At 70.2% G+C, this 14,004-nt stretch carries 10 protein-coding genes; 7 read left to right on the plus strand and 3 right to left on the minus strand.

What is annotated here, in order from left to right:
* Window positions 1–98 precede the first annotated feature (98 nt).
* Complete coding sequence (locus E3O54_RS13865; RefSeq protein WP_134401832.1) at window positions 99–3,326, minus strand: efflux RND transporter permease subunit; 3,228 nt, start codon at window positions 3,324–3,326, stop codon at window positions 99–101.
* A gap of 126 nt (window positions 3,327–3,452) precedes the next feature.
* Between E3O54_RS13865 and E3O54_RS13870 the strand changes: the two genes are divergently transcribed.
* From E3O54_RS13870 to E3O54_RS13895, 6 genes are all read left to right on the plus strand, one after another.
* On the plus strand, window positions 3,453–3,656 hold the full coding sequence (locus E3O54_RS13870; RefSeq protein ID WP_104102676.1) for a dodecin family protein: 204 nt from the start codon (window positions 3,453–3,455) through the stop codon (window positions 3,654–3,656).
* A gap of 127 nt (window positions 3,657–3,783) precedes the next feature.
* Window positions 3,784–4,443: a YitT family protein gene (locus E3O54_RS13875; RefSeq protein WP_166784770.1), complete on the plus strand. Its 660-nt coding sequence runs from the start codon at window positions 3,784–3,786 to the stop codon at window positions 4,441–4,443.
* 97 nt (window positions 4,444–4,540) lie between these two features.
* Window positions 4,541–5,314: a LamB/YcsF family protein gene (locus E3O54_RS13880; RefSeq protein WP_134343411.1), complete on the plus strand. Its 774-nt coding sequence runs from the start codon at window positions 4,541–4,543 to the stop codon at window positions 5,312–5,314.
* Window positions 5,315–5,318: 4 nt separating this feature from the next.
* Entirely contained in the window at window positions 5,319–6,962 is a 1,644-nt protein-coding gene (locus tag E3O54_RS13885; RefSeq protein WP_347232372.1) for a 5-oxoprolinase/urea amidolyase family protein, read from the plus strand.
* A 127-nt stretch (window positions 6,963–7,089) separates the two neighbouring features.
* On the plus strand, window positions 7,090–8,862 hold the full coding sequence (locus tag E3O54_RS13890; protein ID WP_134401833.1) for a biotin carboxylase N-terminal domain-containing protein: 1,773 nt from the start codon (window positions 7,090–7,092) through the stop codon (window positions 8,860–8,862).
* Between the two features lie 97 nt (window positions 8,863–8,959).
* Window positions 8,960–9,661, plus strand: coding sequence for a GntR family transcriptional regulator (locus tag E3O54_RS13895; protein WP_134401834.1), 702 nt, complete (start codon window positions 8,960–8,962; stop codon window positions 9,659–9,661).
* Window positions 9,662–10,104: 443 nt separating this feature from the next.
* On the opposite strand, the gene E3O54_RS13900 is transcribed toward E3O54_RS13895, so the two are convergent.
* Together E3O54_RS13900 and E3O54_RS13905 are read right to left on the minus strand one after the other, a co-directional pair.
* A complete protein-coding gene (locus tag E3O54_RS13900; RefSeq protein WP_241976909.1) occupies window positions 10,105–11,361 on the minus strand; it encodes an NRAMP family divalent metal transporter in 1,257 nt (418 codons plus the stop codon).
* 182 nt (window positions 11,362–11,543) lie between these two features.
* Window positions 11,544–12,731, minus strand: coding sequence for a M20/M25/M40 family metallo-hydrolase (locus tag E3O54_RS13905; protein ID WP_241976910.1), 1,188 nt, complete (start codon window positions 12,729–12,731; stop codon window positions 11,544–11,546).
* Window positions 12,732–13,175: 444 nt separating this feature from the next.
* Here E3O54_RS13905 and E3O54_RS13910 point away from each other — a divergent pair, with 444 nt between their 5' ends.
* Window positions 13,176–13,970: a CPBP family intramembrane glutamic endopeptidase gene (locus E3O54_RS13910; RefSeq protein ID WP_104169461.1), complete on the plus strand. Its 795-nt coding sequence runs from the start codon at window positions 13,176–13,178 to the stop codon at window positions 13,968–13,970.
* The last annotated feature ends 34 nt before the right edge of the window (window positions 13,971–14,004 follow it).

Here is a 14,004-nt window from a genome sequence, read left to right on the forward strand (position 1 = left end):
AGCGTTGCGTGCATAACCCCGGCGGATGCGCGCCGCTCGGCCCGGCGGATGCGCGGAAACATGCGGCCGTTCGCCGCGCGGCTCACACTGTGCAGAAGTCAGGCACGGGACACGTCGGAGATGGCGCCGGCGGATGCGCGCAGCTCGCGCCGCTCGGCCCGGCGCTCCCGGCCGCCCTCGACCAGGAAGTACAGCACGGGCAGCACCACCAGGGTCAGCACGGTCGAGGAGACCAGCCCGCCGATGACAACGAGGGCCAGCGGCTGCGAGATGAAACCACCCGTTCCGGTGAGGCCGACCGCCATCGGCAGCAGCGCGAATATCGTGGCGAGCGCGGTCATCAGGATCGGGCGCAGACGACGGGACGCACCGTTGACCAGCGCCTCCCGCACCGACTGCCCGCGACGCCGGTACTGGTTGACCAGGTCGATCAGCACGATGGCGTTGGTCACGACGATGCCGATCAGCATCAGCACGCCGATCAGCGAGGGCACACCCAGCGGGATGCCGGTGATCACCTGCAGGGCGATCGCGCCGGTCGCCGCGAACGGCACCGACACCAGCAGCAGCAGTGGCTGCAGCAGCGACCGGAAGGTCGCCACCATCACGATGTAGACGATCAGGATGGCGATCAGCAGCGCGAGCCCGAGCTGCGCGAACGCCTCGGTCTGGTCGGCGGTGACCCCGCCGAGGGTCGCCGTCGCGCCCTCCGGCAAAGCGGTGTCGGCCAGGGCTGCCGTCATCTGCGCGTTGGCCGCACCCAGGTCGTCGATGCTGGGGGTGGCGGACACGGTCGCCGTGCGCAGCCCCTTCGTCGTGGTGAGGGTGGACGGACCCTCGACCTGCTCGACCGTGGCCAGGGTGTCCAGGGCAACCGGTCCGGCCAGGGTCGGGATACTCAGGGCCGCGAGCTCGGCCGTCGTCGTCGGCGGCGCCTCGGACTGCAGGTAGACCGACAGGGTCGTCTCGTCGATCACGATGGATCCGATCACGCTCGGCTGCATGGCCTGCGACACCAGTGCGCCCAGGGCGAGCTCGCTCAGGCCCACGGCACCCGCGGCATCCCGGTCGACGGTCACCGCGATGTAGGGGCGTGAGGCCGCCAGATTGCTTGAGCTCTCCTTGATCGCGTCGAGGTCCTCCACGGAGGCGAGCACCGCGTCGGTGGCCCTCTGCAGGTCGGCGTTCGTCGCCGCGGTCACATCCACGGCGATATCGGATGTCCCGCCGAACCCTCCGCCGGACGAGATCGAGAATTCTCCGCTTCCGTTCAGGGCCGTGAGCTGGTCTCGCACGACATCCTGAACCTCGTCGGGGTTGGCCTCCCCGTCGGTGGTGATCGAGTAGGTCACGGTGTTTGACGACACGCCGCCGCCGAATGCGGCCAGGGCGTTGCCGCCACCGATGGAGACCTGCACGATTTCGACGCCGTCGGTGCCGCGAAGGGACTTCTCGGCGGCCGTGGAGGCGTCGTCCTGAGCTGCGAGGCTGGTGCCCACCGGCAGTGTCTGGGTGACTTGGAAGGTGGTCTGCCCGGTCGAGCCGAGGAAGTTGATCTTCATATAGGGAACCAGGGCCACCGTGCCGCCCAGGACGAGCACCGCGACCAGGAGTGTCGCGACGGCGTGGTTCAGGGTCCAGCGGATGACCGGGAGGTAGCCGGTCTGAAGGCGGCTCGGGCGCTCCTCGGGCGGGGCGTCCGCGCTGCCGTTGTGGCGGGTGCGGCGCGAGGTCGTGGGCTCGACGCTGACGGTGGGCGGGCCTGTCGAGATCGGCGAGCCTGTCGAAACCTCCGCAGTAAGGGCCAGGGGGGTTTCGACGAGCTCAACCACCGGGGCGGGCGCGACCGCCCTGGCCGGCCGCAGGAACCAGTATGCGAGCACGGGCACGATGGTCAGAGACACCAGCAGCGACGCGAGCAGGGCGATCGAGACGGTTAGCGCGAACGGCCGGAACAGTTCCCCGGTCGAGCCGCCGACGAACGCGATCGGCAGGAACACGGTGACGGTGGTGATGGTGGATGCCGTGATCGCCCCGGCCACCTCGCGCACCGCGCGCACGATGGTCGCGGCGCGGTCGGCGCCCTCGACCAGGTTGCGGGTGATGTTCTCGATCACCACGATGGAGTCGTCTACGACGCGCCCTATCGCGATGGTGAGGGCGCCGAGGGTGAGGATGTTCAGCGAATAGCCCACGCCCTGCAGGCCGATGAAGGTGATCAGCACCGAGGTCGGGATCGAGATCGCCGTGACCAGGGTCGCCCGCACCGAGAGCAGGAACACGAGGATCACGAGAACGGCGAAGATCAGTCCGAGCAGGCCCTCTTCGGTGAGCGCGTCGATCGATTCCTGGATGAACGGAGCCTGGTCGAAGACGACCGTGAAGGTCGCGCCGGGGACCGCCGCCTCCAGCTGGGGCAGGATCGCGCGCACGGCCTCGGACACGTCGACCGTGTTCGCTGCGGGCACCTTGGTGACCGCGATGGTCAGGGCCGGCTGCCCGTCGACACGGGAGATGCTCGCGACCGGGTTCTCGCCGAGGGCGACGTTGGCGACGTCGCCGATGGTGGTCAGACCCGCGCCGGGCACCGGGGCGAGGATCGGAAGCGCCGCGATGTCCTCGGCCTCGCCGAGCTTCGAGCCGGTCTGCACCGAGAGGGTGGTGTCGTCTTCGGTCAGCGAACCGGCCGGGATCAGCGACCCGTTCTGTTCCAGCGCACTGCGGATGCCCTGGCTGGTCAGGCCGCGTTCGGCCAGCTTCGCGGCATCCGGCGTGATGGCCACGCGGCGGCCGACGTCGCCGACCAGGGCTGCCTCGCGCACGCCCTGCACATCACGGATGTCGCCCAGTACGCTGCGCTTGAGGTCGTCGGCGAGGGTGTCGCGGTCGCCGCCGGACACGGCGAGGGAGAGCACCGGGAAGTCGTCGATGCTGCCGGAGAGCACCTGCGGGTCGAGGTTCTCAGGCATGGTCGACTTGATGCGGTTGATGGCCTGGCTGATGCGCGATTCGGCCTTGACCAGGTCGGTGCCGTAGGTGAACGTGGCGCTGACCAGCGACGCGTTGGTGCTGCTGGTCGTCGAGGTGGATTCGAGCCCGGGGATGCCCTGGATCGCCGTCTCGATCGGCGTCGACACGTCGTCGTTGACGACCTCGGGCGAGGCGCCCGGGTAGCTCGTCGAGACCACCAGTTGCGGCAGCTGCAGGGAAGGGATCAGCTCCTGCTTGAGGCTGGTCAGGGCGAGGCTGCCGAAAACGGCGACGACGATGGTGATCAGCGCGATCAGCGCCCGGTTCTTCATGCTCAAGACAGCGAGAAAATGCACCCGTTCAGTATCTCATTGCAGGGTGTGCAGACTTCCCTGCCCGGGGCATCCGTCGGGCCGAGGCAGGCGGAGGGGCGTACCCTCGGCCGCAAGACGCACCATCAACCCGAACGACAAGGAGCAATTATGTCTGTGGCACGCGTAACAACACTCAGCATCCGGTCCGACAGATCCTTCGAGGATGCCGTCGCCGTCGGCATCGCCCGGGCGAGCAAGACCCTGCGCGGGGTCTCCGGCGCCTGGGTCAAGGAACAGAAGGTGGAGGTGACAGACGGTGAGATTACCTCGTACGACGTCGTGATCGAAGTCACCTTCGTTCTCGACGACTAGGCACGGTCTGCGCACGAGCGGCCGGCCCGACAGGTCGCCGGCGGCGCGGAAGGCGGCATCCGCGACGCCGGGCCGGGTCGGCCTGGCAACTTGATAACGGGCCGATAGTGCAATTGGATGGACTTCCATGACCCGTCGCCTCGTCCAGCTCCTCATCGGCCTCTTCCTCTACGGCTTGGGGATCGCGCTGATTGTGCGCGGCGAGATCGGCGTGGCCCCGTGGGACGTCCTCACCCAGGGCATATCCGGCCGCACCGGCCTCGGTTTTGGGTTGGTCACCATCCTGATCAGCGGCGTCGTGCTGCTGCTCTGGATCCCGCTGCGCCAGAAGCCGGGCGTGGGCACCGTGCTGAACGCCCTGCTCGTCGGGCCGGCGGCGGATGTCGGCCTCTGGCTGATCCCGACGGGGCAGGATTTGTGGGTGCGCATCCTGCTGTTCGCTGCCGGGCTTCTGGTGCTGGCGATCGCTACCGGCCTCTATATCGGCGCGCATTTCGGCCCCGGCCCGCGCGACGGGCTGATGACGGGCCTGCACCAGCGCACCGGCTGGCGCATCTGGATCGTGCGCACGGGCATCGAGGTGACCGTGCTCAGCATCGGCTGGGCGCTCGGCGGCAACGTGGGCATCGGCACGGTGCTCTTCGCCGTGCTCGTCGGCCCGCTCTGCCACTGGACGATCCCGTTCTTCGCGATCACCCTGCCCCAGAACGACGACGCCCGGCTCGAGGAGACCCTCGAGGGTTCCGTGCCGCCCTCCGAGCCCTCGATCGACAGCCCCGCGAACTGACTCCGGCGCCGAATCGGGCTTTCACCCGCCAATACATTGTTGAACAATCTGTGGAAGTGGTGCATCCTTAACCAAACTTCCACGGACGGAGACCCGGATGTCCAGCATCGATTCAGACAGCATCGATCTAAACAGTGATGTCGGGGAATCCTTCGGCAACTGGTCCTTCGGCGACGACGCAGCGATCATCTCCTCCGTCTCCAGCGTGAACGTGGCCTGCGCCTTCCACGCCGGGGATCCGAGCACGATCCGCGCCACCTGCACCGCCGCCGCCGCAGCCGGCGTGACGGTCGGCGCGCACCCGGGCTACCGGGACCTGGCCGGCTTCGGCCGCCGGTTCATCGACATGGAGCCCGGTCACCTCACCGACGAGGTGATCTACCAGATCGGCGCGCTGCAGGCCCTGGCCGCGGTCGCCGGAACCCGGGTCAGCTACGTCAAACCGCACGGCGCCCTCTACAACACCATCGCGCACGACGAGGTGCAGGCGCAGGCCGTCGTCGACGCGATCCGCGCCGTCGACCCGAGCCTGCCCGTGATGGTGCTGCCCGATTCCGAGATCCAGCGCCTCGCCGACGCGGCGGGGCTCCGCACGGTCGTGGAGGCTTTCGCCGACCGCGCCTACAACTCCGACGGCTCTTTGGTCTCGCGGTCCCGGCCCGGCGCCGTGCTGCTGCACCCCGACGCTGTCACCGAGCAGGCGCTCCGCCTGGCCGGTGACCGCCAGGTGCGCACGGTCGACGGCAGCCTCCTCACGGTGACGGCCGAAAGCATCTGCCTGCACGGCGACACCCCCGGCGCGGTCGCGCTGGTCGGTGCGGTGCGCTCCGCGCTGCAGGATGCCGGAATCCGCATTCGAAGCTTCGTCTAGCCCCGTGTCCGATCCCGTTCGCATCATCCGAGCCGTCGGCGACCGCGCCGTGCTGGTCGGACTGCCCAGCCTGGCCGACGTGCTCGACCTGCAGGCACACCTGCAGCGGCATCCGTTGGCCGGGCAGCTCGACGTGCTCGCCGCCGCGGAAACCGTGCTGATCACCGGCGTCTCCGCCTCCGCCGCACGGGGATTCGCCGACGCCCTGCGGCAGCTGCAGGTGCTGCCGGCCGCCCCCGCAAACGCCGCGCTCGTGCGGATCGACACCGTCTACGACGGGGAAGACCTCGCCGACGTCGCCGCGCACACCGGCCTCAGCAGCGAGGGCGTCATCGCCGCGCACACCGGCCAGGACTGGACCGCCGCGTTCGGCGGCTTCGCCCCCGGCTTCCTCTACCTCACCGGCGCGAGCGCCGTGCTGACCGTGCCCCGGCGCAGCTCGCCGCGCAGCTCGGTGCCCACCGGCTCCGTGGCCGTGGCCGGCGACTACTCCGCCGTCTACCCCCGCGCCTCCCCCGGCGGCTGGCAGCTGCTCGGCCGCACGGACGCCCTGCTCTGGGACCTGAAGCGTTCGCAGCCGGCCCTGATCCGCCCGGGTGACCGGGTGCGGTTCCGCGCGGTGCGCGAGCAGGTCGCCGCCGCGGGGGTCCTCGTCCCGGAGACCGCAGTCGCGGTTGGGACTCCGGCAGCGGCGGCCACTCCCGATGTCGCGGCAACCGCGGCCCCCACCCCCGCCACCGGCATCCGCGTGCTCTCCCCCGGCGCGCAGACGACCGTGCAGGACCTCGGCCGCCCCGGCTACGCCGACCAGGGCGTGACCGCGTCCGGCGCACTCGACCGTGGCGCCCTGCGGCGCGCCAACCGGGTCGTTGGAAATCCCGCCACGGCCGCCGTGCTCGAGAACGCCCTCGGCGGCCTGTCCCTGACCGCGCTGGCAGACCAGGTGCTCGCCGTCACCGGTGCCGTTCTGCCGCTCACGGTGACGGATGCCGTCGGCCGCCACCGCGAGCTGCCGATGGATTCCGCCGTCTCCCTTTTCGCCGGGCAGACCCTGTCGCTCGGAGCCCCCCGCTCGGGCGTGCGCAGCTACCTGGCCTTTCGCGGCGGCATCGACGTGGACCCGGTGCTCGGCAGCCGGTCCACCGACACCCTCAGCGGCATCGGTCCGGCCCCGCTGACCTCGGGCACCGTGCTCCGGATGCTGCCGCCCGCCCCCGGCAGCGCCGTGCACCACCCCGAGACCCCGCCGCCGGCCCCGGCCGAGGTCACCGTGCTGCGCTTCGTGCCGGGACCCCGCGCGGACTGGTTCGAGCCGGCATCCGTCGACCGGTTCGGCGACGCGGAGTGGACCGTCACCCATCAGTCGAACCGGATCGGCCTGCGGCTGGCCGGTGAGCCGCTCGCCCGGTCGCGGCCGGGCGAGCTGGCCAGCGAGGGTACGGCCCGCGGGGCCATCCAGGTGCCGCCGTCGGGCTTGCCGGTTTTGTTCCTCGCGGACCACCCGGTCACCGGCGGCTACCCCGTGATCGGCGTCGTGCTCACCGAGGACCTCGACCTCGCGGCACAGTTGCCGACGGGTGCGCGCATCCGTTTCACGCCCGTGCCTGCCGAGCCCCTTCCAGCCGAGCCCGTCCCCGCCTCCCCCTGATACCCGCCCTCACGCGCTACGCGGTTGCTGCGCCGCTGCGCTGCCGGCACGCCACGCGCGGAGCGGCGCAGCCCCCGCGCGTGCCCCAAACACCCCCCGAACACACGCCCCGAATGAGAGCTGAACTATGCAGAAAGTTCTGATCGCCAACCGCGGCGAGATCGCCGTGCGCATCGCTCGCGCCTGCGACGACGCGGGCCTTGACTCCGTGGCCGTCTACGCGGACGTCGACGCCGACGGCCTGCACGTCTCGGCCGCCACGGAGGCCTGGGCACTTGGCGGCGACAGCCCGACCGACAGCTACCTCAACGTGGCCAAGCTGCTGCGCATCGCCCAGAATTCCGGCGCCGACGCCGTGCACCCGGGCTACGGCTTCCTCTCGGAGAACGCCGATTTTGCTCAGGCCGTGATTGACGCGGGACTCCTCTGGATCGGTCCGACGCCCGCCGCGATCCGGGTGCTGGGCAACAAAGTCTCCGCCCGTGAGATCGCCATCCGGGTGGGAGCTCCCCTGGTCGCCGGGTCCGAGGGCACCGTGGAGACCGCCGCCGAGGTGCGCGCCTTCGCCATGGAGCACGGCCTGCCGGTGGCCATCAAGGCGGCGTTCGGCGGCGGCGGCCGCGGCCTCAAGGTCGTCTGGGACATGGATGCGATCGAGGAGTCCTTTGATTCGGCCGTGCGCGAGTCGACGGCCGCCTTCGGCCGCGGCGAGTGCTTCGTCGAGAGGTTCCTGCACAAACCCCGCCACGTGGAGGCGCAGATCCTCGCCGACACCCACGGCAACGTGATCGTCGTGGGCACCCGCGACTGCTCGCTGCAGCGCCGCAACCAGAAGCTCGTCGAAGAGGCGCCCGCGCCGTTCCTCACCCCTGCGCAGAAAAACCAGATCTATTCCTCGGCCAAGGCCATCTGCCGGGCCGCCGGCTACACCGGCGCGGGCACCGTGGAGTACCTGCTCGCGCAGGACGGCACCATCTCGTTCCTCGAGGTGAACACCCGGCTGCAGGTCGAGCATCCGATCACCGAGGAGACCAGCGGCATCGACCTGGTACTGGCGCAGCTGCAGATCGCAGCCGGCGGGCCCGTTCCCATCTTCACCGACCCCGAACCGCGGGGGCACTCGTTCGAGTTCCGAATCAACGCCGAAGACGTGGGGCGCGGGTTCCTGCCGTGCCCCGGGACCGTGGCGACCTTTACCGTGCCGACCGGGCCGGGCATCCGGGTCGATTCCGGGGTCAGGGCAGGCGGCATCGTGCCGGACCGGTTCGACTCCCTGCTCGCCAAGCTGATCGTCACCGGCGCCGACCGGCAGCAGGCCCTGGCCCGCGCCCGCCGAGCCCTTGCCGAGTTCGAGATCACCGGCCTGCCCACCGTGCTGCCGTTCCACCGTGCCGTGGTCACTTCGACGGCATTCACCGCGCCCGACCACCTCGACGTGCACACCGGCTGGATCCAGGCCGACTTCTCCGAAGAACTGCCCAGCGACCCCCAGTTCAATCCCGTGCCGCCGGAGGCCGCCCGCCACACCATCACCATCGAGGTCGACGGGCGACGGATGGCGCTCGGCCTGCCTGCCGCCCTCCTCGACAGTCTCCTTCGCGGGCTGGGCGGCGCGGCCGGTGCGGCCGCTGTCACCGCTGCCGACGGCCTTCCCACCGGGGTCCACTCGGCCCCCGCCGCAGACCCGGCCACCCTCCGGGCCAGCATGGGCGGCTCGGTCGTGAAGTGGATGGCCCCATCCGGTGCGCTCGTGGCCGCAGGCGACCCGGTGCTCGTACTCGAGGCCATGAAGATGGAGTCGATCGTGGTGGCGCACCGCAGCGGAATCCTGCGGGAGCAGCTGGTTCAGCCCGGCGACACGGTGGCGGTGGACAGCGCGGTCGCCTCGATCGGGGACTGAGCGTATCCGTCGCCCGGTTCCGGCTGCCCGCCGGAACCGCCGGAACACCCCGCCCGTCCTCGGGCCGCCGCTCCGACCGGGCGGTATCGTGGGCACCATGACCCTCGCCGAGACCCTCGCCGACCTGCGTCACCGCACCGCGTCGGCGCGTCATGCCGAGACCGGCCAGTGGGTGTCGGGGGTGCTTCGCGAGCGGATCGCGGCCGGCCACCTGCCGCCCGGCACGAAGCTCCCCGAGGAGCCGCTCTGCGACGCGCTCGGCGTCTCGCGCAACACCCTCCGCGAGGCCTTCGCGACGCTCAGCGCCGAACGGGTGGTCACCCGCATCCCGAACAAGGGCGTCTTCGTCGCCCGGCCCACCGCAGACGACATTCGGGAGATCTACCGGGTGCGGCGCTACCTCGAGCCGGGTGCCCTGGCATTCACACCGGCCGAGGAGCTCACCCCGGCGAGGCTGGACGGACTGCGCCAGGCCGTCGCGAGCGCGCGGAAGGCCCGCGAGGCCGGATCGGTCCCGGGCATGGCCGGTGCCAACCAGGAGTTCCACGCCGGTGTCGTGGCCCTGGCCGGCAGCGACCGCCTCAATTTGCTGATGGCGCAGGTGCTCGCCGAGATGCGCCTGGTCTTCCATTCGATGGGCGAGGAGGCCACCTTCCACGCGCCCTATGTCGACGACAACGCCCGCATCGTCGAGCTGCTGGCGGCCGGCCGGTCGACGGATGCCGCGGCCCTGCTCACCGGCTACCTGCAGCGCGCCGAGGCCCAGCTGCTGTCGATCGTGGCCGAGTCCGTCCGCTAGCCGGCGGTATCCGGCACGGCTGCCCGGCCCCGCTCCCCTCAGCTGCCTGCATGCGGCTGTGCTGCGCGTCCGCGCTGTTCCTCCGCGCTGTTCCTCCGCGCTGCGCTGGTTTGTGGCTAACTCAGGAGATCCCGCCGGGCCGCGCACCGCAGCCGCGGACCAGTGCGGCGGCCAGCACCAGCCGGTGACCACGCAAACAAAACTCCTGAGTTAGCCACAGAGGCGGGCGATCAAGCAGGCAGCGGGGTGGATGTCGGCGACGGAGAAAGGGGGCACCGGGTCGGCGGACAGCAGCGAGAAATGGAGGCCTTCGGGGGCCGTCGGGAGTCTCAAGGGGTCTTCGGGAGTCTCAAGGGGCCTTCGGGAGGCCTTCGGGGGTCTTCGGGGGCCGTCGGAGCGGCGGCGCGCGGCGGGCCGTGCAGGGTGGGGGTCGGGGACATCCGTCAGCCCCAAAGCGTCGCGAGTCCGCCGAGGGACTGATAGCCGAGGAACAGCGTCAGCAGCCAGGCCAGCACGCCGATGCCCAGCAGCCACTTCGGGTAGACGTAGCCGCCGAGCAGGTCGCGGCGGCGCCAGGCCACCCAGAGGATGACAGCGAAGCCGAACGGGAGGATCAGCCCGTTGACCGCGCCGGCCATGATCAGAAGCGTGGCCGGGGCCTGGCCGAGCAGCGTGTAGACCAACGTTGACACGGCGATGAAGACGACGGTGGCGATGCTGCGGGTGCGGGGCGAGGTCTGTGAAGTGGTCACGAACGAGATCGAGGTGTACGCCGCCCCGATCACCGAGGTGATGGCCGCGGCCCAGAGCACGATGCCGAAAAGTTTGAACCCGATCTCGCCGGCTGCGGCCTGGAAGGCCTCCGCGGGTTGATTGTCGCTGGTCAGGTCCACGCCCCCGGCGACCACGCCGAGGATGGCGAGGAACAGGAGCACCCGGATCACGCCGGTGATGATGATGCCCAGCACCGAACTGCGGGTGATCTCGGTGATCTGGGCCCGTCCGGTCACGCCGGCGTCAATCATCCGGTGCGCGCCGGCGTAGGTGATGTAGCCGCCGATCGTGCCGCCGATCAGGGTGGTGATGATGAGGACGTCGATGTCGTCGGGCAGCACCGCGTTCTTGACCGCGAGGCCGAGGGGCGGATTCGACGCGATCGCCACGTAGGCGATCAGCACGATCATCACGGCCCCGAGTACGACGACGACCTTGTCCAGCGCGAGCCCGGCCCGTTTGCTGAGGAAGATCGCGATCGCGACGGCCGCCGAGAGGATGCCGCCGAGCTTGGCGTCCAGGCCGAAGAGCACGTTGACACCCAGGCCGGAACCGGCGATGTTGCCGATGTTGAACACGAGCCCGCCGAGGCAGATCAGCGCGGCCAGGAACCAGCCGGCGCCGGGCAGCACGGTGTTGGCCAGTTCCTGCGCTCGCTTACCGCTGACGCCGATTACCCGCCAGACGTTCAGCTGCACCGCGATGTCGACCAGGATCGAGACCAGGATGGCGAAGGCGAAGGCTGCGCCGAGCTGCACCGTGAAGCTTGTGGTCTGCACGATGAAGCCGGGTCCGACGGCGCTGGTCGCCATCAGGAACATGGCTCCGAGGAGCGCGCTACGCTGCGCCCGGCGCGGGCCGCGCAGCTTCTTCTTCACGCCTGCGGTTTTCGCTCGAATCCTGGCGCGGACGACGTTGAAAACCATGGGGCGCTCACTTCTCGGAAGGTCAGCACCGGCGGTCACTGATGTCGAGCCAGCCTACATATTGTTCAACAATCAGCACAACCATGAGGCCCACATGGACTCCCCCGGCCGGCGGGGTGCAGCGGGGCAGGGACAACGATGGGGCCGAGGCAGGGTTCGGGCGGGATCGCCGGGCGCGCGGACTACCCGCAGAAATCGGCGATCGTGCGGGTCAGAATCTCGGTGAGCGCGTCGACGGATGCCGCGTCCGCCCACTCAGCGTCGGCGTGCGCTCCGCCACCGTCCACGCCCACGACGAGGCAGGGAATGCCGGCCTCGTGCAGCAGCCCGGCGTCGGTCCAGAACGGCTCGCCGCGGACATCCGGCCGGCGTCCGAGCACCTCCGTCGCACGTTCGGTCACCAGACGCACGATCGGCCACTCCGGATCGGCCTCGAACGCCGCACGCGCCACGAGCCGCGTCAGCCGGAAGCGGAACCCGGCGACGACGTCGGCGAGCCGCTCCAGCAGCGCCCGGAGCTCGGCCTCGACCCGGTCGGGGCTCTGGCCGGGCAACATGCGCCGCTCGATCGTGAGCGTGCAGGCGGCGGCGACGGTGGCGGCATCCGAACCCCCGGCGATGGTCGACACGCGCACGGTCCCGTGGCCGAGCAGCGGATGCGCCGGCGCCGCCTCGATGTCGGCCCGGAGCTCATCGAGGGCGCGCAGCACCAGCCCGGCGTGCACGATGGCGTCGATGCCGCGCTCCGGCTGGGATCCGTGGGCGGCGAGCCCGGTGAGCTCCACCTCGAACCAGGCGAAACCGCGATGGGCGAGCGTGAGGCACAGCTCGCTCGGCTCGGCGACGATCGCCGCGTCGGCGCGGAAGCTGCGCAGCACCTCCATGGTGCCGAGGCTGCCGAACTCCTCGTCCGCCACGAGGGTGACGATGACGTCTCCGGCGAGAACGGATGCCCCGGCCGGCCCGGCCGCATGGGCCCCGGTTCCCCCGACTCCCGTCGCCCGCGCCGCCGCGACCAGGATCGCCGCGACGCCGCCCTTCATATCGAAGGCTCCCCGGCCGATGACGCGACCGTCCCGGAGCTCGCCCGCGAACGGATCCCCGGCGTAACCGCCGACGCCGACGGTGTCGAGGTGCCCGTTGAGCATCAGGGAGCGCCCTCCCCCGGTGCCGCGCCGGATGCCGACGATCGTAGGCCGCCCGGGATGCTCCTCGAGGCGGTGCACCTCGAACCCCCGCGCGGTGAGCCAGTCTGCGCACCAAGCTGCGATCATCCGTTCGCCTGCAGCCTCCGGCACCAGGTCGGAGTTGACGGAATCGATGCCGATGAGCCTCTGCACCACGCCCACCGCTTCGCTCTCTGAATGCACACCCTCAACCTAGCGGCGCCGCAGACCGCGAAAGCGGGTGAAACGTCGGTTTCAGGGCTGCACGGCGACGATTCACCCGATCTCGCGACCGGGTAGCCGGCGAGGTAGCCGGCGAGGTAGCCGGCCGGGCAGCCGGCGACACGTTCCGCCCGCACCCCCGAACGAATTCGACGGAGATTTCGTCCGAATCGGTCCTTAAACCCTGGAAAACCTTCCTTGCTCCCAAAATCTCCGTCGAATTGGTTCATCGCCGGGCCTCGATGCCCGGTCGCGAGGCGAGACGCACCGGCCGTTCCCCGCCCGGGTTGGGTACCATATCTCATGGGCGATGGCGCGGCAGGGTCAGCGAAACGGGCAGCGGGCACGAGTGGGAGCACGGGCAGCCCACTCACAGGCGGCACGAGCGCCGGCACCGGCGCCGGACCGGCAACGTCGAGCGAACGGATGCGCCCGCGCGCCTCCTGGGGACTCGTCCCCGCCGCGCTGCTCTCCGCCTCCGCCGTGCTGCTGTTCGGGGCGCGCGAGCCGCTGCCCGGCTACGCGCTACTCGCCGCGGCCATCGGGCTCGCCTTCGCCATCGACCGGGCCCTGTTCAAGGATCTGCTCCTGATCGCGATCGGGCTGCTGATCATCAGCACCATCTCGGTCGAGGCCGACATCAGCTACCCGAATATGGCGCTGATGGGGACCGTGCTGACCGTCGCCGTGCTCGTGCCCTACCTGCTCTCCCGCTACGCGTTCGGCGACCACGCGATCCGGTTCCCGATCCGCACCGGCCAGCGCTGGACCTCCCTGGAACGCTGGTACCTGCCGCTTGTGCTGCTGCTGGGCTATCTGATTCTGCCGACCTATTTCATCCGTTCCGGCGCGTACCAGAACTGGCCGGCCGTGACCGCCCCCGACGAGATCGCCCGCCTGTTCGTGGGCGTCGGCTTCGTCGGCATCTGGGACGAACTCTTCTTTATCTGCACGGCGTTCGCCCTGCTCAGGCGTCATTTCCCCGACTGGCAGGCCAATCTCCTGCAGGCCGTGATCTTCACCTCGTTCCTGTGGGAACTGGGCTACCAGAGCTGGGGGCCGCTGATGACGTTCCCCTTCGCACTGTTGCAGGGCTACACCTTCGCGCTCACCAAATCACTGACCTACGTGGTGATCGTGCACCTGCTCTTCGACGCGGTCGTCTTCCTCGTGATCGTTCACGCCCACACCCGCGACTGGCTGCCGATCTTCCTGTACTGAAGCTCAGGCGGCGAGCCGGTCGACGGATGCCCCG

It is taken from the genome of Cryobacterium sp. TMT2-4 (assembly GCF_004402575.1).
Taxonomy (GTDB): domain Bacteria; phylum Actinomycetota; class Actinomycetes; order Actinomycetales; family Microbacteriaceae; genus Cryobacterium; species Cryobacterium sandaracinum.

Excerpts from the sequence above, each read along its gene's own strand:
- E3O54_RS13870 (WP_104102676.1), top strand. The coding sequence starts at position 3,453 with ATGTCTGTGGCACGCGTAACAACACTCAGCATCCGGTCCGACAGATCC.
- E3O54_RS13880 (WP_134343411.1), top strand. The coding sequence starts at position 4,541 with ATGTCCAGCATCGATTCAGACAGCATCGATCTAAACAGTGATGTCGGG.
- E3O54_RS13875 (WP_166784770.1), top strand. The coding sequence starts at position 3,784 with ATGACCCGTCGCCTCGTCCAGCTCCTCATCGGCCTCTTCCTCTACGGC.
- E3O54_RS13900 (WP_241976909.1), bottom strand. The coding sequence starts at position 11,361 with ATGGTTTTCAACGTCGTCCGCGCCAGGATTCGAGCGAAAACCGCAGGC.
- E3O54_RS13910 (WP_104169461.1), top strand. The coding sequence starts at position 13,176 with ATGCGCCCGCGCGCCTCCTGGGGACTCGTCCCCGCCGCGCTGCTCTCC.
- E3O54_RS13890 (WP_134401833.1), top strand. The coding sequence starts at position 7,090 with ATGCAGAAAGTTCTGATCGCCAACCGCGGCGAGATCGCCGTGCGCATC.
- E3O54_RS13895 (WP_134401834.1), top strand. The coding sequence starts at position 8,960 with ATGACCCTCGCCGAGACCCTCGCCGACCTGCGTCACCGCACCGCGTCG.